This is a genomic window from Streptosporangium sp. NPDC053982, assembly GCF_055585205.1.
This window is the reverse complement of sequence record NZ_JBVJKQ010000002.1, coordinates 158259-178748: the sequence shown is the minus strand read 5'-3', so window position 1 is coordinate 178748 and position 20490 is coordinate 158259. Positions and strand designations below refer to the sequence as shown.

Here is a 20490-nt window from a genome sequence, read left to right as displayed (position 1 = left end):
TCGTGCTGTCGGGGCTGGGTCGTCATGACTTCTTGCTACCGGTCCGCTTGCTGCGGGGCTGACGGGTCGGCTGCTGGCGGACCACCTTGGGGCCCTGCTCGACGGGAGGAGCGGGGGGCTCCTCGGTCTTCCTGACCTTGCTCAGCAGGCCCGGCTTGGGCTCGGGGGTCACCACGTTCCCCTTGGCGTCGATCGTGGGCGAGGGGTTGCGGCTGTAGAACCAGTGCTGCTGGCCCAGCGTCCACAGGTTGGTGGTGACCCAGTAGAGGATCAGGCCGAGGGGGAAGTTCAGCGAGAAGATGGCGAACAGCGGCGAGACGTACATCAGGATCTTCTGCTGCTGCGCCATCGGGTTGTCCGGCATCTGCGCCGCCGAGCGGGTGACGCTCTGCCGGACGGTGAGGAAGGTGGTCAGCGAGCTGATCGCCACGAAGACCGCGAGCACGATCTTCGTCTGGATCGGGTTGGCGCCGCCCAGGGCCTGGATCTGCTCGGAGCTGGTCCAGAAGGTGGCCGGCAGCGGGGCGCCGAAGATGTGCGCCGCCTGGGCGCTCTTGACCAGCTCCCACGACATGCCGAACTTGGGCTGGCCGTTCACCGTCGCGCCGTGCGCCATCGCGTTCAGCACGGTGAACATCGAGATGAAGATCGGGAACTGTGCCACGATCGGCAGGCAGCCGCCGAGCGGGTTGGCCCCGGCCCCCTGGTACAGCGCCATGACCTCCTGGTTCATGCGCTGCTTGTCGTTCTTGTAGCGCTTGCGCAGCTCCTGGACCTTGGGGGCCAGCTCCTGCATCTTCTTCGACGAGCGCATCTGCTTGAGGAAGAGCGGGAAGATGAGCAGCCGCATCAGCACGGTCAGCGTGATGATGGTCAGCGCCCAGGTCAGCCCGCTGTCAGGGGCGAGGAAGCTGCTATAACCCTGGTGGATCCAGGTGATGACATGGGCGACGGCCGTGTACAGCCAGTTCAGCCAGGACAGCTCCACGGAGCTAGCTCCCTTGCGTTTCGTCGGACCGGACCGGGCGTGGGGGCACCGGGTCAAAACCTCCGGGATGGAATGGGTGGCAACGCCCGATTCTCCGGATCGTCAGCCATGTGCCGCGCAACGCGCCGTGAACGGCCAGGGCCTCCAGACCGTAGGCGCTGCACGAGGGGTGGAAACGGCAACGGGGACCCAGCAGGGGGCTCACGTAGGCCCGGTAGAGCCGGATAGGAGCCATCAGGGTCCTGGCGGCGGGAGTGCCGCCGTCGGTCTGCTGCGCCGTCATCATCGCCCATCCATGCGAGCCTTGGGAGGCTCTCGCCGCCTGAGTAAACGATCCAGCGCGACGTCGAGTTCGGCGGCAAGGCGCTCGCTTCGCGCGGACGCGGCCGGTGGATTGGCGCGTACAACCAGCAGGCTACCTCGCGGGAGACGATCCAGGCGTTCTCGCATGAGGTGTCTCAACCTGCGCTTGACGCGGTTGCGGACGACCGCGCCTCCCACGGCCCGGCTCACCACGAACCCCACCAGCGGCGGATCGCCGTTCTCCGGGCGCATGCCCAGATGCGCGACCAGGGTGGGACGGCCTGCTCGGCCTCCCTTTCTGACCGCGCCGGCGAACTCCTCGCCCCGGCGCATGCGGGATTCGGACGGCAACATGAGTGGGTCTTCGCGGGATCCGGGCAGGTACGGCTATCGCCCGCCGGCTGTCACGGCCGGCGGGCGAAGAGACGCTGCTGCCCCGGCCCGGCGAACCGGGCCGATGGATACGTCAGGCGGAGAGCTCGGCGCGGCCCTTGCGACGGCGGGCGGCCAGGATGGCGCGGCCGGCGCGGGTGCGCATACGGAGCCGGAAGCCGTGGGTCTTGGCGCGACGACGGTTGTTCGGCTGGAAAGTACGCTTGCTCACGAGTGGGCTCCAGGCTCAGGGCGCGGCCCCCAGCACATGGGGACGCTTGACAGAGTGGCTGGCTTACCGAAAGCGGGGCATGCGAAATAGCCGCCGCATGGTAAGCCGACCGTCGTACGTTACGGTGCCCGCGTGTCCCAGGTCAAACCGGCGAGCGGGCGCCGGACGGGTTTTCCACGAATCCACAGCCCCTTCGTCCACCGCCGCCCCGCCGTCCACAGGACGTGCACCCAGCCTCCCCCGTACTGCCACTAGGCTGTGGACAACGTCTTGAACAGAGATGTGGACAAGACTACTGTCGGCCCTTCCAGACCCACTCTCCGCTGCGACGATGCGCCGGGCGGCGGGCGCGGGGCTGTGTACACCGTGTGGATTGCCTGTGGATTCCGGATGGTGGCCCTCCGGGCCTCCGGGGCGCCCGGCGGGTGGACGGCGGGAGGATCCGGTGGAACCGGCGGCCGCCGGTTGTGGATAACGGGAATCGCGGTGAAGCTCGGTCGGGGGCCGCGTCTGAGGAGGTGAGCCGGGCCGTGGATGACGTGGATCTCGGTGCGATGTGGGCACGCGCGCTGGAGAACTCCCTCAACGAGAGCGTCCCGTCCCAGCAGCGTGTCTGGCTCGGCATGACCCGGCCGTTCGGCCTGATGAACGACACCGTGGTGCTCGCCGCGCCCACGGACTTCGCCCGTGACGTCCTGGAGAACAAGCTCCGTCCCCTGATAAGCCACGCGCTGTCGGCGGAGTTCGGCCGTCCCATGAAGGTCGCGGTCATGGTCGATCCCGGGGCCGCCGGCCCCGAGACCGCTGTCTCTCCCCGGCGCGACACTTTTCCACAGGCTCCGGCCCTGGGTTACGCACAGGGCCAGGGACAGCCACAGGGTTATGCACAGCCCATGTCCTCCCAGCTCGGAGACGGTTCCTCCGCTCAGGACGGCTACCGGGACCCGGGGTCCGGGGCGACGCCGTCCACCGGTTATCCACAGCATCAACCACAGGGTGGACGGTTTCCCTACCCGTACGGGCGGATGGACGAGCCGGCTCAGCCGTACCTTCCTCCGGACGACGCGGAGGCGGAGCGTCCGGGCGAGCGCGGCCCCGGCGGGCACGCCGGCCCCGCGGGCTCCGGCGGCTACGGCCAGGGAGGTCCCGACGGCTACGGCTCCGCGGGTCCCGACGGTTACCGGCCCGCGGGCGCGGGAGGCCCCGGCGGGCACGGAGGCCCTGGCGGTCCCGGCGGCTCCGACGGTTACCGGCCCCCGGGTGCGGGAGGTCCGGCGGGTCCCGGCGGGTACGACCCGCGGCCCGCGCCGCCCCGCCCCGAGAACGACGCCTTCGACCGGCCGTCACCCGTGCCGGGCCCGCCGCCGGCCCAGACGCAGAACAGGTGGGACGGCCGCGGCGGCCGTCCACAGGGGGAGCCGGCCAGGCTGAACCCGAAGTACACCTTCGAGACGTTCGTCATCGGCTCCAGCAACCGGTTCGCCCACGCCGCGGCGGTCGCGGTGGCCGAGGCGCCGGCCAAGGCGTACAACCCGCTGTTCATCTACGGTGACTCCGGCCTGGGCAAGACCCACCTGCTGCACGCGATCGGCCACTACGCCCAGAGCCTCTACGACGGCGCGCGGGTGAGATACGTGAGCTCCGAGGAGTTCACCAACGACTTCATCAACTCCATCCGCGACCACAAGGCCGACGGCTTCCGCGCCCGTTACCGGGCCGTGGACATCCTGCTCGTGGACGACATCCAGTTCCTGGAGGGCAAGGAGCAGACGCAGGAGGAGTTCTTCCACACGTTCAACACCCTCCACAACGCCAACAAGCAGATCGTCATCTCCAGCGACCGCGCGCCCAAGCAGCTGGTCACGCTGGAGGACCGGCTGCGCAACCGCTTCGAGTGGGGTCTGATCACCGACGTCCAGCCGCCGGAGCTGGAGACCCGCATCGCGATCCTGCGCAAGAAGGCGATCCAGGAGGGGCTGGCCGCGCCGCCGGAGGTGCTGGAGTACATCGCCAGCCGGATCTCCACCAACATCCGCGAACTGGAGGGGGCGCTGATCCGGGTGACGGCGTTCGCCAGCCTCAACCGGCAGTCGGTCGACCTGCAGCTCACCGAGGTCGTGCTCAAGGACCTGATCACCGAGGACGCCGGCTCGGAGATAACGGTCGCCACGATCATGGCGTCCACCGCGTCCTACTTCGGCCTGTCGGTCGACGACCTGTGCGGCGGCTCGCGCTCGCGGGTCCTGGTCACCGCCCGGCAGATCGCCATGTACCTGTGCCGGGAGCTCACCGACATGTCGCTGCCGAAGATCGGGCAGCAGTTCGGCGGCCGTGACCACACGACGGTCATGCACGCCGACCGGAAGATCCGTTCCCTCATGGCGGAGCGTCGTTCGATCTACAACCAGGTCAACGAGCTGACCACGAGGATCAAGCAGCAGTCTCGCGGCTGATGAGACTCGCCACTCCGTGATGCACAGGCTGTGGAAAACCTTGTGGACTGAAGGTGCGAGTCGCCCGAAGACGGATTATCGGGGCATTCGGCAGTGGTCATCACCTGCGAACGAACATGACTCGGCCTCATCGGCTGGGGACAAAGCTGGGGAGAACCTGGGGAAAAGCTGGGGAGAACTCGTGGACAACCTGTGGACGCCCTGTGGGGAGAGTTTTCCCCAAGGACAAAACGGTCTCTTACCCAGTGGATAACCTGGGGAAACCTCGTGGATAACCGGTGGATGAACACCCCTTGATCTGGGGACGGCCTGTGGGCAAACCTCGGCCGTCCACAGGCCGCCGGGTTCTCCACACCCTTAACCCACACCCCCGGTGGATGAAAAAACTATAGTTGACCTGCGGAAACAATGGTCTTCCACAGTTTCCACACCCCCTACTGTGATGACTCCATGTATCTCTCTAAGAACATCAAGACCCATAGAGGGGTCCCGGAGCACACAGGTGCGGGACAGTGAACACCCGAACCCAAGGCGGCGAGCGACGAGCGCTCGCCACACAGGAGGCAGATCCCCGTGATGTTCCGGATCGAGCGAGACGTCCTCGCTGAGGCGGTCGCATGGACGGCGCGCAGCCTTCCGGCGCGTCCCTCCGTGCCGGTGCTGGCCGGCATGCGTCTCGAGGTCACCGACGGCGGCCGGCTCAAGCTCTCCGGCTTCGACTACGAGGTCTCCGCCGAGGTGACCCTCGAACCCCAGAGCGGCGAGGCGGGCGTGGTGCTGGTCTCGGGCCGGCTCCTCGCCGAGATCACCCGGGCGCTGCCCGCACAGCCTGTGGACTTCGTGGTGGACGGCGCCAAGGCCGTCGTCACCTGTGGAAGCGCCCGGTTCACACTTCTCACCATGCCTGTGGAGGACTACCCCTCCCTGCCCGCCATGCCGCCGGCCGCCGGACGGGTGGGCAGCGATGTGTTCGCCTCGGCCGTGGGCCAGGTCGCCGTGGCAGCGGGCAAGGACGACACCCTGCCGATGCTGACCGGCGTGCGCATGGAGATCGAGGGCGACACCGTGACCCTCGCCGCCACCGACCGCTACCGGCTGGCCGTACGCGAGCTGAAGTGGCAGCCGGGGCAGCCCGACTTCTCGGCGATCGCCATGATCCCGGGCCGCACCCTCGCCGACGCCGCCAAGGCCCTGGGCAGCACCGGCGCCGAGGTCGAGATCGCGCTGAGCTCGGCGGGCGGCACCGGTGAGGGCATGATCGGCTTCTCCAGCGCCGGTCGCCGCTCCACCACCCGGCTGCTCGACCCGGAGTTCCCCAAGTACCGCTCGCTGCTGCCGACGGAGTTCTCCGCCCGCGCCGACCTGTCCACCAGCGCCTTCGTCGAGGCCGTCAAGCGCGTGGCCCTGGTCGCCGAGCGCAACACCCCGGTCCGGCTGGCCTTCCGCGGAGGCGAGGTCGTCCTGGAGGCGGGCACCGGCGACGAGGCCCAGGCGGTCGAGGTGCTGCCCGTCGACTTCGACGGCGACGACATCAACATCGCCTTCAACCACCAGTTCCTGCTGGAGGGGCTCGGCGCGATCGACTCCGACGTGGCCCGCCTGCAGATGACCACCTCCACCAAGCCGGCGATCCTCACCGGCGGCAAGCCCGTGGAGGACGGCGGGACCCCCGACTACCGCTACCTGATCATGCCGATCCGCCTGTCGAGCTGACGCGGCCCGGGTCCCCGGCCGCTCCTGCCCCCGGAGGGCGGGGGCGCGCCAAGGGCGGGACGTGCCGAAGGACGGGACGCGCCGCCCGCCGGGTGAGTCCGCGGCGGGCCCGGGTACGGTTCACCGGTGACCGAGATCATGCTGAAGGCGTGCCTCAACGGTTCGAGGAGTCCCGGCGAGCACCCGGCGCTGCCCCTGACCCCCCTGCAGCTCGCTCAGGAGGCCCGTGAGGCCTGTGAGGCGGGTGCGGCGGCAGTTCACATGCACCCGCGCGACGAGACCGGCAGAGAGTCTCTCAGCGCCGCGCACATCGGCGCGGCCGTCCGTGAGGTGCGGCGGGCGTGCCCCGGCGTGCCCGTCGGCGTCAGCACGGGCCTGTGGATATCCGGCGGGGACGCCGGGGAGCGGCGGCGGGCCGTACTGGGCTGGGCGGAGCTGCCCGCCGGGGACCGGCCCGACTTCGCCTCGGTCAACCTCTCCGAGCCCGGCTTCGCTGAGCTCTGGCACGACCTGCGCGAGTTCGGGGTGGACGTCGAGGCGGGGGTCTGGTCCACCGCCGACGCCGAGGCGCTCGCCGCGAGCGGCCTGGAGTGCCTGCGGGTGCTGGTGGAGATCATCGGCGGTCCGGCCGCCACCGCCGTGTCCCGCGCGCACGCCGTCCTCGCCCGCCTGGACGAGCTGGGCGTACCCGGGCGGCGGCTCCTTCACGGCGAGGAGGAGCCGACCTGGATACTTGTGGATGAAGCGGGGCAGATGGGTCTGGCTACGCGCGTCGGCCTGGAGGACGTCCTCCACAGCCCTGTGGGCGACCCCGTTGCCGGAAACGCCGATCTGGTACGGCTTGCGATGGCGCGCCTGACGTAGATGGATGAAGAAACCCGAATAGAGGGGGTGCTCGTATGCAAATCGGCATGATCGGGCTGGGCAAAATGGGCGGCAACATGGCCGAGCGCCTGCGCCGCGGCGGCCACGACGTGGTCGGCTACGACCGCGACCCGTCGATCAGCGACGTCGCGAGCCTGAAGGAGCTGGTGGACCGGCTCCAGGAGCCGCGCGCGGTATGGGTCATGGTGCCGGCCGGCGCGCCGACCCAGGCGACGATCGAGCAGCTCGGCGAGCTGCTGTCGCCCGGTGACGTCGTCGTCGACGGCGGCAACTCGCACTATCTCGACGACCGCAAGCACGGCGAGGAGCTCGGCGCCCGGGGCGTCGGCTTCGTCGACTGCGGCGTGAGCGGCGGCGTCTGGGGCCTGCAGAACGGCTACGCGCTGATGACCGGCGGCTCCGACGAGGACGTCCGGAGGCTGATGCCGATCTTCGAGACCCTCAAGCCCGAGGAGGGCGGCTTCGTCCACGCGGGCGGCATCGGCGCCGGCCACTTCGCGAAGATGGTCCACAACGGCATCGAGTACGGCATGATGCAGGCCTTCGCCGAGGGCTGGGAGCTGCTGGAGGCGTCCGACGTCGTGACCGACGTGGCCGGCTCCTTCAAGAGCTGGCGCAACGGCACGGTCATCCGCTCCTGGCTGCTCGACCTGCTGGTCCGCGCCCTCGACGAGGACCCGGGCCTGGCGGACCTGAGGGGCTACGCCCAGGACTCCGGCGAGGGCCGGTGGACCGTCCAGGCCGCCGTGGACCACGCGGTGCCGCTGCCGGTCATCACCTCCGCCCTGTACGCCAGGTTCGCCTCCCGCCAGGACGACTCGCCGGCCATGAAGGTCGTCGCGGCCCTGCGCAACCAGTTCGGCGGTCACGCGGTCACCGCCAGGGAGGGCCAGGTCGCCAAGGGCGCCGACGCCCCGGGCGCCGACGTGGCCCCGCCGCCGGAGGCCGACAGGTGACGCGGTGCCCGTACGGCCGCGCACCCCGCCGCGAGAGGTGCGGGGCGCGCGGCCGTACGGGCACCCTCACGAACGCCCCCGCGCACGCCCTGCGGGGATCCGCCCGCCGCCCGCCGCCCGCCGTCGGCCGTCACCGGTGACCCGTGACGGGCGCCGGCGACCGGCGGGGCCCGCCGTGAACGGTCGTGAACGGCCGTGGACCCCTGTGACCCGCTGTGGACGACAGGAGCGGCGTGCCGCGGTGGAAACCGGTGACCGGTGGGGCCGACCGCGGCTCCCGGGGTGCGGCTAGTCTTCGAGGGGTGTACGTCGCCCATCTCTCGCTGACCGACTTCCGGTCCTACGACACCGCCGACCTCGGCCTGGAGCCGGGCGTCACGGCCTTCGTCGGGCCCAACGGGCGGGGGAAGACCAACCTGGTCGAGGCGCTGGGCTACATCGCGACGCAGTCGAGCCACCGGGTGGCCACCGACGCGCCGCTGGTGCGGCACGGAGCGGCACGGGCGGTCGTCCGGTGCGTCGTCGTGCGGGAGGACCGCCGCGCCCTGGTCGAGCTGGAGATCAACCCGGGGAAGGCCAACCGCGCCCGGCTGAACCGCTCGCCCGTCTCCCGCGCCCGCGACGTCGTCGGGCTGCTGCGCACGGTCCTGTTCGCGCCGGAGGACCTCGCGATGGTCAAGGGCGACCCCTCGGAGCGGCGCCGCTACCTCGACGACCTGCTGGTGGCCAGGACGCCCCGCTTCGCCGGGGTCCGCGCCGACTACGACCGGGTGCTCAAGCAGCGGGGGGCGCTGCTGCGCACGGCGGCGCAGGCGCGGCGCGGCGGCCGGGGCGGACGCCGGGCCGAGAACGACGCGGGCTTCGCCGCCGCCGGGGCGGGTGACCCGCTGAGCACGCTGGAGGTGTGGGACGCCCACCTCGCCAGGCACGGCGCCGAGCTGCTCGCGGCCCGGCTGGAGCTGGTCGAGGCGCTGCGGCCGCTTGTCGCCGCCTCCTACGCCGCCCTGGCCCCCGACTCGGCCCCGGCCGACCTGGTCTACCGCGGCACGCTGCCCGGGGACGCGCCGGACGCCGGGGACGACGGGAACGCCGGAGGCGCCGGGGAGGCCCCGGCCGACCGCTCGGTCCTGGAGAAGCGGCTGCGCGAGGCGCTGGCCGAGGTCAGGAGCGCCGAGCTGGAACGCGGCGTCACCCTGGTCGGCCCGCATCGCGACGACCTGTTCCTGGGCCTGGGGGACCTTCCCGCGCGCGGCTACGCCAGCCACGGGGAGTCGTGGTCGTTCGCGCTGGCCCTCCGGCTGGCCGCCTACGACCTGCTGCGGGCCGACGGCGGCGACCCGGTCCTCATCCTCGACGACGTCTTCGCCGAGCTGGACAGCCGCCGGCGCCGCCGCCTGGCCGAGATCGTCGCCCCGGCCGAGCAGGTGCTCATCACCGCCGCGGTGCCCGCCGACGTGCCGCCGGAGCTGGCCGGGGCCAGGTTCGACGTGACCGAGGGGAGTGTCGGGCGTGTCCGCTGACGACGCCGCGCGGGACCGGCCGGGCCGGCCCGCGCGCGGCTCCGGGAACTCCGGGGACTCCAGGACTTCGAGGGCGGCCGGCGAGGGCGCCGTATCCGGTGCGGACGCCGGCACCGGTTCCGGTACGGGTTCCGGCGCCGGAAACGGCAGCGGGAGCGGTACGGGTTCCGGTACGGGGACCGGCGCCGCGGCGGCGGCCGAGGCGTCCGCGGACACCGCGGCCCGGGGCGCCGCACTGGCCAGGGAGAAGCTGGCCCAGGCCAAGGCCGACGCGGCCAAGCGCGGCAGGCTGCCGCGGCGCGAGCCCAGGCGCGCGGCGTCCGGCGCCCGCAGGGACGGCGGCGACCCCCAGCTCCTCGGCCGGGCCATCGCCGACCTGCTGGCCGACCGGGGCTGGGAGCGGCCCGCCGCGGTGGGCGGGGTGTTCGGCCGCTGGCCGGAGATCGTGGGCCCGGACCTGGCCTCCCACACCCGGCCGGAGACCTTCGCCGACGGGGAGGTCGTGGTGTCCGCCGACTCCACGGCGTGGGCCACCCAGGTGCGCCTGCTGGCCAGGACCCTGGTCAGGCGGCTGAACGAGGAGCTCGGGGACGGCACGGTGCAGCGGGTGCGGGTGCGCGGCCCGCAGCACGGACCCCGGCCCGGCGGCCTCCGGGTCACCGGCAGCCGAGGCCCAGGTGACACGTACGGTTGATCACGGAGGTCCGGCTGACGCCGAAAACGGATCAGCGGCCCCTCTCGCGCGATGACCCCCCACCCCCGAGGGGGGATGCCCAAATGGAGGGTGGACGCGCTAGAGAGGCTTCTGGAGCCCGTCAATGCCGCATCACGCGCTTCGAGCCGCTAGAATGGAACTGAATTCCGGACACGTCCGTTTGCGTGACACCCCGGCCTGTGAGGCCGACTCCCCCGGGTGGGCGCATCGGGGCATTCACGACGGTGACGGGCAGGGCGGGGCTGAATCGCGTCCCCGCTGCGTGTCCGCGGCAGGAGGATTCCGCACTTGTCCTACGACGCTAGCTCAATCACCGTTCTCGAAGGGCTCGAGGCAGTCCGCAAGCGCCCGGGAATGTACATCGGCTCGACCGGCGAGCGGGGTCTCCACCACCTCGTCTACGAGGTGGTGGACAACTCCGTCGACGAGGCCCTCGCCGGTCACGCCGACAGGATCGAGGTCACCCTGCTCGCCGACAACGGCGTGCGGGTCGTGGACAACGGCCGTGGCATCCCGGTCGGCATGCACCCCGTCGAGAAGCGTCCCGCGGTCGAGGTCGTCCTGACCGTGCTGCACGCGGGAGGCAAGTTCGACAGCAAGTCCTACGCCGTCTCGGGCGGCCTGCACGGTGTCGGCGTCTCGGTGGTCAACGCCCTGTCCAACCGGCTGGAGGTGGAGATCCGCACCGACGGCCACTACTGGCGGCAGAGCTACGCCGACACCAGGCCGACGCACCCGCTGGCCAAGGGCGAGCCGACCGACGAGACCGGCACCTCGATCACCTTCTGGGCCGACCCCACCATCTTCGAGACCACGACGTGGAACTTCGAGACGCTCTCGCGGCGCTTCCAGGAGATGGCCTTCCTCAACAAGGGCCTGACGATCTGCCTGCGCGACGAGCGCCCCGGCCACTCCGCCGGCGAGGACGGCGAGGACGGGCCGGTGGAGGTGACCTACCACTACGAGGGCGGCCTGTCCGACTTCGTCAAGCACCTCAACTCCAAGAAGGACGCGGCGCACGTCTCCGTGATCGACTTCGAGGAGAGCGGCGAGGGGATCTCGGTCGAGATCGCCATGCAGTGGAACAACTCCTACAGCGAGTCGGTCTACACCTTCGCCAACACCATCAACACGGCCGAGGGCGGCACCCACGAGGAGGGCTTCCGCGCGGCGCTGACGTCGATCGTCAACCGCTACGCGCGCGAGCAGAAGTTCCTCAAGGAGGGCAAGGACGACAACCTCACCGGTGAGGACATCCGCGAGGGTCTCACCGCGATCATCTCGGTGAAGCTGGCCGACCCGCAGTTCGAGGGCCAGACCAAGACCAAGCTGGGCAACACCGAGGCCAAGTCGTTCGTCCAGAAGGCCTGCAACGACCATCTGCGCGACTGGTTCGAGCGCAACCCCGGCGAGGCCAAGGACATCATCAACAAGTCCCTGCAGGCTTCCCGCGCCCGCCTCGCGGCCCGTCAGGCCCGCGACCTGACCCGGCGCAAGTCGCTGCTGGAGGCCGGTTCCGGGCTGCCCGGCAAGCTGGCCGACTGCCAGTGGAGCGACCCGGAGAAGTGCGAGCTGTTCATCGTCGAGGGCGACTCGGCCGGTGGTTCCGCCAAGGGCGGCCGCGACTCCAAGTTCCAGGCGATCCTGCCCATCCGCGGCAAGATCCTGAACGTGGAGAAGGCGCGGATCGACAAGGTCCTGAAGAACGCCGAGGTCCAGGCGCTGATCACCGCCATGGGCACCGGCGTGCACGACGAGTTCGACATCTCCAAGCTGCGCTACCACAAGCTGATCCTGATGGCCGACGCCGACGTCGACGGCCAGCACATCAACACGCTGCTGCTGACGCTGCTGTTCCGCTTCATGAGGCCGCTGATCGAGGCCGGGCACGTCTACCTGTCCCAGCCGCCGCTCTACAAGATCAAGTGGGACCGCCGGGGCGAGGACGCCTCCTACGCCTACTCCGACCCCGAGCGCGACGCGATCATCAATGAGGGCATCGGAAGGGGCAGGCGCGACCCGCGCCTGCACGACGGCGTCCAGCGCTTCAAGGGTCTGGGCGAGATGAACGCCGGCCAGCTGTGGGACACCACGATGAACCCCGAGACCCGCGTCCTGCGCCTGGTCACCCTCGACGACGCCGCACAGGCCGACGAGCTGTTCAGCGTCCTGATGGGTGAGGACGTGGAGGCGCGCCGCTCCTTCATCATCCGGAACGCGCGGGACGTCCGCTTCCTCGACGTGTAGCGGCGGTTCCCGATGTGTAGCGGCAGCCGTACAGATCTCTCTTCGAAAAGGACCCATCACCCGTGACGGACGTGAACACTCCGCCCGCAGAGCCGGCAGAGCCGACAGAGCGCATCGAGCCGGTCGACATCCAGTCGGAGATGCAGCGCAGCTACATGGACTACGCGATGTCGGTCATCGTGTCCCGTGCGCTGCCCGACGTCCGCGACGGGCTCAAGCCGGTGCACCGCCGCGTGCTGTACGCCATGTACGACGGCGGCTACCGCCCCGACCGGGGTTACTTCAAGTGCTCCCGCGTCGTCGGCGACGTCATGGGCTCCTACCACCCGCACGGCGACTCGTCGATCTACGGCACCGTCGTACGGCTGGCACAGCCCTGGGCGCTGCGCTACACCCTGGTCGACGGCCAGGGCAACTTCGGATCGCCCGGCAACGACATGCCGGCCGCCATGCGGTACACCGAGTGCAAGCTCGCGCCGATCGCCATGGAGATGATCCGTGACATCGACAAGGACACCGTCGACTTCCAGCCCAACTACGACGGGCGTTCGCAGGAGCCGCTGGTCCTGCCGTCGCGGTTCCCGAACCTCCTGGTCAACGGCTCGGCCGGCATCGCGGTCGGCATGGCCACGAACATTCCGCCGCACAACCTGCGCGAGGTCGCCGACGGCATCAAATGGTGCCTGGAGAACCCCGAGGCGGACGACGACGAGCTGCTGGAAGCGCTGATCGCCCGGGTCAAGGGCCCCGACTTCCCCACCGGCGCGCTCATCGTGGGCCGCCGCGGCATCGACGACGCCTACCGCACCGGCCGCGGGTCGATCACCATGCGGGCGATCGTGGAGGTCGAGGAGGACGCCAAGGGCCGCCAGTGCCTGGTCGTCACCGAGCTGCCCTACATGGTCAACCCGGACAACCTCGCGCTGTCCATCGCCGAGCTGGTGAAGGACGGCCGGATCAACGGCATCGCCGACGTCCGCGACGAGAGCTCCTCCCGGGTCGGCCAGCGCCTGGTGATCGTGCTCAAGCGCGACGCGGTCGCCAAGGTCGTGCTGAACAACCTCTACAAGCACACCCAGCTGCAGACCACCTTCGGCGCCAACATGCTGGCCCTGGTCGACGGGGTGCCGCGCACCCTGCGGCTGGACCAGTTCGTGCGCCACTACGTGGCGCACCAGGTCGAGGTCGTGGTCCGCCGTACCCGCTACCTCCTGCGCAAGGCCGAGGAGCGCGCCCACATCCTGCGCGCGCTGCTCAAGGCGCTGGAGCGGCTGGACGAGGTCATCGCCCTGATCCGGCGTTCGCCGTCGGCCTCGGCGGCCCAGGGCGGCCTGATGACGATGCTGGAGATCGACGAGGTCCAGGCGCAGGCCATCCTCGACATGCAGCTGCGCAAGCTCGCCGCCCTGGAGCGGCAGCAGATCACCGACGAGCACGACGCGCTGATGACGCAGATCACCGACTACCAGGAGATCCTGGCCTCGCCGCAGCGGCAGCGGACGATCATCCTCGACGAGCTCACCGAGATCGTGAACAGGTACGGCGACGAGCGCAAGTCGGAGATCATCGCCTACGAGGGCGACATGTCGATCGAGGACCTCCTCGCCGAGGAGGACATGGTCGTCACGATCACCCGCGGCGGCTACGCCAAGCGCACCAACATCGACCTGTACCGGGCGCAGCGGCGCGGCGGCAAGGGGGTGCGCGGCGCCCAGCTCCGCCAGGACGACATCGTCGACCACTTCTTCGTCACCACGACGCACCACTGGCTGCTGTTCTTCACCAACAAGGGCCGCGTCTACCGGATCAAGGCGTACGAGCTGCCGGACGCCGCCCGCGACGCGCGCGGCCAGCACCTGGCGAACCTCCTGGCCATGCAGCCCGACGAGGTCATCATGGAGGTCCTGGACCTGCGTGACTACGACGTGGCCCCGTACCTCGTGCTGGCCACCCGGCACGGCCTGGTGAAGAAGACGCGCCTCACGGAGTACGACTCGCCGCGCTCGGGCGGTCTCATCGCCATCAACCTCCGGGAGGACGACGAGGTGATCGCCGCCCGGCTGGTGTCCGAGGACGACGACCTCCTTCTCATCTCCCGAGGCGCCCAGTCGATCCGCTTCACCTCCACCGACGAGGCGCTGCGCCCGATGGGCCGGGCGACCAGCGGCGTGATCGGCATGCGGTTCCTGGAGGGCGACGAGCTGCTGGCGATGAACCGCATCGCCGACGGCGACGACGTGCTGATCGCCACCGAGGGCGGCTACGCCAAGCGCACCCCGGCCGACCAGTACCCGGTCCAGGGAAGGGGCGGCAAGGGTGTCCTGACGGCTAAGATCGTCAGCTCCCGTGGCAAGCTTGTGGGTGCTGCCATGGTCAGGCCGGAGGACGAGGTCTTCGCGATCACGTCCAACGGCGGTGTCATCCGGACCAGCGCAGGAGAGATCAAGCAGTCCGGTCGCCAGACCATGGGGGTACGTCTGATGAATCTCGCGGAAGGTGACAGCGTCGTGGCGCTCGCGCGCAACGCCGAGGCCGCCGGGGCCCGTGACAATGCCGAGGCCCTCGCGGTCCCGGAGAACGGCGAAGGGGAGTGACACGTGGGTGCCCAGGGAAAAAAGGGTCCACGTTCGGCTTCCTCGTCGACACGCGATCAGGTAACGGAGAAGATGGACAAGACCGCGGGGGCCGAGGCCGCCGGAGCGGTCGAGTCACCGGTCGACGGTAGAACGCCGGGGACCGGTGAATCGGTGACCGACGATCTCAAGGGCAGGCAGAACGTGACGGCGATCGAGGACGGCAAACCAAGCGAGTCCGCGGTGCGTATCCGCCCGGCGTCCCCGGACGCGGGCAACTCCTCCTGGACTCCCGGGGACCTGTCGTCCTCCGGGTCGCCGGGCATCCCGGCCACCGACAAGAAGGTCGCCGAGGCCCCCGCGAAGGCGCCGCGCAAGGCCCATCTCGTGCTGCGCCGGGTCGAGCCGTGGTCGGCGATGAAGTTCAGCTTCGTGGTGTCGCTGGTCTGCTTCGTGGTGCTGTTCGTCGCGGTCGCCGTGCTCTACATGGCGCTGTCCAGCCTGGGGGTGTTCGACAACATCATCCAGATGGTGAACCAGGTGACCACGGCGGACGGCAAGTCCACCGGCGGCATCGACGCCGCCTCCTGGTTCGAGCCGGTGCGGATCCTGGGCTACACCGCCCTGATCGGCGCGGTGAACGTCGTGCTGATCACCGCCCTGGCCACCCTCGGCGCCGTGATCTACAACATCGCCTCCGACCTGGTCGGCGGTGTCGAGGTCACCTTCAGCGAGGCTGAATAGCCGTCCCGCGCCGTGTCCCCGGCAGCCCGGCCGTCCCCGGTTCGCGGGCCGGGGACATGGCGCGAACGGGTGCCGGAAGAGGGTAAGCTTTTCCCTGTTCGAACGAACGGATTCGCCTCCGCAGAGCGGATGCGATACCGTTTCTTCGCGACGAGGGGCTATAGCTCAGTCGGTTAGAGCGCTTCCCTGATAAGGAAGAGGTCCCAGGTTCAAGTCCTGGTAGCCCCACCACGAAAAAGCGGTTCAGAGGCCGGTTCCCGAGATTCGGGAGTCGGCCTTTCGGTTGTCCGACCGTCATCTGGCCGTCGCGCCGTCCGCCACGAGTGGGCGCTGACGTGTTCAAGAGGTCCTCCCGGCGTCCTGGGTGTCATCCTGCCGGCCCGTATGTACTTCACCGGGCGCGGCCGCCGTTGGGCGCCCTCGTTGAGGCGAGGGGTCCGAGCCTTCCTGCCGGACGGTGAACGGCTCAGGCGAGAGACCGGGCGGAGCAGGTTCGTGCGCGAGCTTCGCGGACCACGGGCGGCGTCCCGGTCGTGCTTTCCGCACCGCACACCTCGGTTCCGTCGTCGGGTCCCCCTGGCTTCTGTTGGAGTAGCACCGAGTTCTGTTCATTCGTGGCGAAAGTCGTTAATCTCGTCGTAATCGGCCCCGCGGGTCCGAGCCGCATCTCCCCATCCAGGGGTCGTACCTCATGGAGCGAGAAGTGATGATGGCGCGCTGCCTGGGCCGGTTGCTTCTGGTGGTCGTCGTCGGCGCGCTGGCGACCGCCGCCCTGGCGGCGCCCGCTTCCGCCCACGGCCAGCTCGCGATGTCGACGCCGGTCAAGGGCGGCACGGTGCGCGAGCCGATGAAGTCCCTCGCGCTCTACTTCACCGAGGTGCCCGCCTCGAACGCGTACTTCGCGGTCACGGCTCCCGGCGGCGCCCGGGTCGACCGGCCCTGGACGCACGGCCGGCCCAAACGCCTCGACAAGCCGGTCCAGGAGTACAACCTCGTCAACGGGGTGTGGGAACCGAGCGTGTACAACACCGGATTCCCGGCGGAGATCCCGGTCGCCTACTGGCCCGAGCGGGGCGAGTACGTCGTCCGGTACCTGTCGATCGCCTCCGACGGGGAGCCGGTGCGGGGAGAGCTGCGGTTCACCTACAAGGGCGGGACCTCGGGGCCGCCGAAGGGCTGGCGGGCTCCGGACAACGAGCCCGACCCCGCCCTGCTCGCCTCGGCCGGGCCCGGGAACGGCACCCAGGCCCCGGTGCCCGAGACCGGCGGCAGCCCGGCGGCGATCGGCCCGGCGGCGCCGCAGACCGGCGGCACCCAGGCCGCGGTTCCCGAGACCGGCACGGCCGGTGCTCCCACCGGCGACGCGCAGCCGGCCGGCTCCGGCACCGGGTCGTCGGTATGGCTGGTCCCCGCGCTCCTCGTCGTCGGAGCGGGCGTCCTGGTGGTACGGGCCGCGCGGCGGCCCGCACCCGCCGCCGCGGCGGCCCGGCGGCCTTCCAGCCGCCCGCAGGCCAGGGCGCCCTCACGCGCGCCGGCGTCACGCACCCCCCACCGCCCCAGATCCGCCAAGCGACGCTGATTCGCCGCCCTGCCCCCAGGAGAACCCCCCCATGACGATCGTGCCCGCGCGCCTGCGCCCGCTGCTCGCCGCGCTCCCGCTCGGCGTGGCCCTGCTGACGGCCACGTCGGCCTGTGGAGGGCCGGATGCCGCCGCCCCCACCCGGTCCGCCGCCCCGGGATCCGCCGAGACGGCCGCCCCCGCTCCCGCGGAGCCGGATCCCGCGACCTCCGGAGAGCCGGCGTCCGCCGCCCCCGCGGACCCGGCGGTGAAGGAGATCACCGTCACCATCGCCGGCCGGAAGGTCACGCCGCCGACGAGACGGATCGAGGTGGCCAGGGGCCAGACGGTGCGGATCACGGTCACCGGCGACACCGCCGACGAGGCGCACCTGCACGGGTACGACAAGGAGGCCCACCTGAAGCCCGGCACCCCCGCGAGCATCGAGTTCGTCGCCGACGAGACCGGGCTGTTCGAGATGGAGACCCACGAGTCGGGGCTGCAGCTGTTCCAGCTCGTCGTCCGTTAGGCCGGCCGGGATGTGGCCGGCTCACGGCGTCGGCGGTCGTCAGGACCTGCCGATTCCGTTCTCGGCCGCGCTGACCGGCGCGGCCCTCGCGTTGCTGGTGTCGTTCGTGGCGCTCGGCGCGCTGTGGAGGGAACCACGGCTGGGCGCCGCCCTCGCCGGTGCCCGCTCGTTGCCCGCCGCCGTCCGGACGGCGATGACCGCGCCGGCCTGGCGGTGGGTCTGGCGAGCCGCCGGGCTCGTCGCCGCGGCGTACTTCTGCATCGGGCTGATCTTCGGTCCCGATCGGGCCGACAACCCCACGGCCGGGGCGTTCTACGTTCTGTTCTGGGTCGGCCTGGTGCCGCTGTCACTGCTCTTCGGCCCGGTGTGGCGCGGCCTGAACCCGCTGCGGACGCTGCACCTGCTGGCCTGCGAGGGGCTCGGGCGCGACCCGGAACTCGGCCTGCGGCCGCTGCCCGCGGACGTCGGATACCGGCCCGCCTGCGTGGGACTGTTCGCCTTCGTCTGGCTGGAACTCGTCGCCCCGGAGCGGGCCACCCTGCCGGTCATCGGGGCCTGGCTCGCGGCCTACGCCGTGCTCACACTCGCCGGGGCGGTGGTCTTCGGCTCCCGGTGGTTCGACCACGCGGATCCGTTCGAGGTCTACAGCGACCTCGTGGGCAGGCTCGCCCCGGTGACCGGACACCGCGACGGCGTGCTGGTCTGGCGCAACTCCCTGGACGGCATGGCGGGGCTGCGACCGGCGCCGGGGCTGACGACACTGGTGGTCGTGCTCCTGGGCTCGACCATGTACGACAGCCTGTCCAACGCCCCGGTCTGGGTGCGCTTCACACAGGAGAGCGCGGTGCCAGCCCCGGTCACGGGCACCGCCGGCCTGGTCGCCGTCATCGCCCTGGTGCTCGCGGCGTACCGGGCCGCGACGGCGCTGGCCGGCCGGTGGGGTGCGGCGGAGCCGGGTACGACGGCGGGAGAGATCGCCCACTCGATGGTGCCGATCGCCGTCGGGTACGTGGTGGCCCACTACTACACCCTGTTCCTCCTGGAGGGGCAGCGGACCATCGCCCTGCTGTCCGATCCGCTGGACACCGGCGCCGACTGGCTGGGCACCACCGGGTGGACCGTCCAGGCGCTCGGCACCACCCCCGCGGGGGTCGCCACCCTCCAGGTCACGGTCATCGTCGTCGGTCACGTGCTGGGCACCGTACTGGCCCATGACCGCGCGCTGGCCCTGTTCCCCCGGCGTACCGCCGTCCTCGGGCAGATCCCCCTGCTCGTGCTGATGGTGGTCTACACCGTGGCGGGCCTGCTTCTCCTGTTCGCCGCCTGAGCCGCTCGGGACAGGCGGCGGCCCAGGGACTGGGCCGGGCGCTCGACGACCCGGTAGGTCAGCTCCGCGCAGCCGAGCACCACCGCCAGCAGCAGGACGGCCATGACGAGCCGTTCGGCGAGGGGGAAGCGGGCGGGGTCCGCCGTCAGCCGCCGGAGGACCTGGATCGCGAGGGGATGCAGCAGGTAGACGGAGTAGCTGATCATGCCGAGCCGGACGAGGAGACGGGGCATCGCCCGGTGCCGCAGAAGACGGGCGGCCAGGAAGGTCGCCCAGGCCGCCGCGACGGCGGCGGTCCAGCCCCAGGTGAAGGCCCGCGCCTGGTCGTCGGGCATGCCCCAGCCCGGGCCGAACGCCCACGCGGCTCCGGCGGACGCGACCGGCACGAGGCCGAGCAGCCACCCGGTCCTCCTCCAGCCGGCCTGTCCCTGGTCGAGGCGGTAGAAGACGGTGCCGGCGAACATCGTCGCGAGGATGGCGAGACTCTGCCACGCCCCGACCCGGCTGTTGACGCCGAGCAGCACCAGGGCGAGCACGGCCGCCGCCGCGGTGCCGTACCGGCGGAGGCTCCCGCCGCAGGCCAGAGACGCGGCGGCCGCGAGCAGCACGACCGCGGTCGTCACCACGACCGGCGTGGTGCCCAGGCCGTGTGACAGCGCGCCCGCCGGGAGCAGCCCTCCCACGGTGACGGCCGCCACGGCGAAGGCGAGCATGCCGGTGACGCTGAAGCGGTGCACGCCGGCCGTGAACATGGCGGTCACGAGGAGGTAGAAGACCATCTCATAGGAGAGGGTCCAGAACACGTTGACGACGCCGTTCACCTGAAGCAGGTCCTGGAGCATCGTCAGGTGCGCCAGGGCCGCGACGCCCGGGGCGTCCGCCAGCTGGTCCGGCAGCGGGGTGTACACGCCCGCGACACCGAACGCCGTCCCGGCCGCCGCGGCGACGAGCCACAGGGGGTACAGCCGGAAGACCCGGTTGATCCAGAACCCGCCGACGCTGCCGCGCCGTTCGAGCGAGACCGGCACCACGTAGCCGCTGACGAGGAAGAACACGAGCACGCCGTACTGGCCGAAGTCGAACCACGGGCCGGCGGTCGCGCGCACCTCCGGGAGGAGCGCGTCCAGGGAGTGCTCGAACACCACGACCAGCGCGGCCATGCCGCGCAACGCGTCCAGCCACCCCTGCCGTGGTGCGGACGACGGCCGCGACCGCGGGGGCGGGGCCTCCTCCCGGGCAACGCTCCGACTCGTCTCCACAGCTCCGGCGAACATCCGGTCAGGCTAGGCGGTCATCCTGGGAGATTCGTAAACGCATCCTGAAGGCGGGCTCGACGGACCGGCGCCGGTACCGCCTGGCCCAGCAGGACCGGGCC

General features: G+C 70.9%; 17 protein-coding genes and 1 tRNA gene. 13 read left to right on the top strand and 5 right to left on the bottom strand.

Annotated elements, in window-relative coordinates; all coding sequences use genetic code 11:
* Positions 1-22 precede the first annotated feature (22 nt).
* The 4 genes from yidC to rpmH all read right to left on the bottom strand — a co-directional run bounded on the left by yidC (position 23) and on the right by rpmH (position 1895).
* Positions 23-988: a membrane protein insertase YidC gene (gene yidC, locus ACZ6W9_RS03625; protein ID WP_389961546.1), complete on the bottom strand. Its 966-nt coding sequence runs from the start codon at positions 986-988 to the stop codon at positions 23-25.
* Positions 989-992: 4 nt separating this feature from the next.
* Positions 993-1271 (bottom strand): membrane protein insertion efficiency factor YidD, encoded by a 279-nt coding sequence (gene yidD, locus ACZ6W9_RS03620; RefSeq protein WP_362944847.1) that lies wholly within the window; start codon positions 1269-1271, stop codon positions 993-995.
* Positions 1271-1645: a ribonuclease P protein component gene (rnpA, locus tag ACZ6W9_RS03615; protein ID WP_470116670.1), complete on the bottom strand. Its 375-nt coding sequence runs from the start codon at positions 1643-1645 to the stop codon at positions 1271-1273. The genes yidD and rnpA overlap by 1 nt, the downstream gene beginning before the upstream one ends.
* A gap of 112 nt (positions 1646-1757) precedes the next feature.
* Entirely contained in the window at positions 1758-1895 is a 138-nt protein-coding gene (rpmH, locus tag ACZ6W9_RS03610) for a 50S ribosomal protein L34 (RefSeq protein WP_010849920.1), read from the bottom strand.
* A gap of 530 nt (positions 1896-2425) precedes the next feature.
* Between rpmH and dnaA the strand changes: the two genes are divergently transcribed.
* From dnaA to ACZ6W9_RS03545, 13 genes are all read left to right on the top strand, one after another.
* Positions 2426-4348, top strand: a complete 1923-nt coding sequence (gene dnaA / locus ACZ6W9_RS03605; RefSeq protein ID WP_389961550.1) for a chromosomal replication initiator protein DnaA — start codon at positions 2426-2428, stop codon at positions 4346-4348.
* A gap of 573 nt (positions 4349-4921) precedes the next feature.
* Positions 4922-6061: a DNA polymerase III subunit beta gene (gene dnaN / locus ACZ6W9_RS03600; RefSeq protein ID WP_470116669.1), complete on the top strand. Its 1140-nt coding sequence runs from the start codon at positions 4922-4924 to the stop codon at positions 6059-6061.
* Positions 6062-6187: 126 nt separating this feature from the next.
* Positions 6188-6925, top strand: a complete 738-nt coding sequence (locus ACZ6W9_RS03595; protein ID WP_389961554.1) for a 3-keto-5-aminohexanoate cleavage protein — start codon at positions 6188-6190, stop codon at positions 6923-6925.
* Positions 6926-6960: 35 nt separating this feature from the next.
* A complete protein-coding gene (gene gnd / locus ACZ6W9_RS03590) occupies positions 6961-7902 on the top strand; it encodes a phosphogluconate dehydrogenase (NAD(+)-dependent, decarboxylating) (protein ID WP_389961556.1) in 942 nt (313 codons plus the stop codon).
* A 302-nt stretch (positions 7903-8204) separates the two neighbouring features.
* A complete protein-coding gene (recF, locus tag ACZ6W9_RS03585; RefSeq protein WP_389961558.1) occupies positions 8205-9422 on the top strand; it encodes a DNA replication/repair protein RecF in 1218 nt (405 codons plus the stop codon).
* Positions 9412-10116: a DciA family protein gene (locus tag ACZ6W9_RS03580; RefSeq protein WP_389961560.1), complete on the top strand. Its 705-nt coding sequence runs from the start codon at positions 9412-9414 to the stop codon at positions 10114-10116. The genes recF and ACZ6W9_RS03580 overlap by 11 nt, the downstream gene beginning before the upstream one ends.
* 309 nt (positions 10117-10425) lie before the next feature.
* Complete coding sequence (gene gyrB, locus ACZ6W9_RS03575) at positions 10426-12384, top strand: DNA topoisomerase (ATP-hydrolyzing) subunit B (RefSeq protein ID WP_389961562.1); 1959 nt, start codon at positions 10426-10428, stop codon at positions 12382-12384.
* Positions 12385-12446: 62 nt separating this feature from the next.
* Entirely contained in the window at positions 12447-14978 is a 2532-nt protein-coding gene (gyrA, locus tag ACZ6W9_RS03570) for a DNA gyrase subunit A (protein WP_389961564.1), read from the top strand.
* Positions 14979-15050: 72 nt separating this feature from the next.
* Positions 15051-15701, top strand: a complete 651-nt coding sequence (locus ACZ6W9_RS03565; RefSeq protein WP_470116668.1) for a DUF3566 domain-containing protein — start codon at positions 15051-15053, stop codon at positions 15699-15701.
* Positions 15702-15855: 154 nt separating this feature from the next.
* Positions 15856-15932 (top strand) — tRNA-Ile (locus ACZ6W9_RS03560).
* Between the two features lie 460 nt (positions 15933-16392).
* Complete coding sequence (locus tag ACZ6W9_RS03555) at positions 16393-17280, top strand: copper resistance protein CopC (protein ID WP_389961568.1); 888 nt, start codon at positions 16393-16395, stop codon at positions 17278-17280.
* 31 nt (positions 17281-17311) lie between these two features.
* Positions 17312-17788 carry a cupredoxin domain-containing protein gene (locus ACZ6W9_RS03550; RefSeq protein ID WP_389961570.1) on the top strand — a complete coding sequence of 159 codons (477 nt, stop codon included), beginning with the start codon at positions 17312-17314 and terminating at the stop codon, positions 17786-17788.
* A 10-nt stretch (positions 17789-17798) separates the two neighbouring features.
* Positions 17799-19115 (top strand): hypothetical protein, encoded by a 1317-nt coding sequence (locus tag ACZ6W9_RS03545; protein WP_389961572.1) that lies wholly within the window; start codon positions 17799-17801, stop codon positions 19113-19115.
* On the opposite strand, the gene ACZ6W9_RS03540 is transcribed toward ACZ6W9_RS03545, so the two are convergent.
* Positions 19076-20389, bottom strand: coding sequence for an acyltransferase family protein (locus ACZ6W9_RS03540; protein WP_389961574.1), 1314 nt, complete (start codon positions 20387-20389; stop codon positions 19076-19078). The two genes, ACZ6W9_RS03545 and ACZ6W9_RS03540, sit on opposite strands and share 40 nt — an antisense overlap.
* Between the last annotated feature and the right edge of the window lie 101 nt (positions 20390-20490).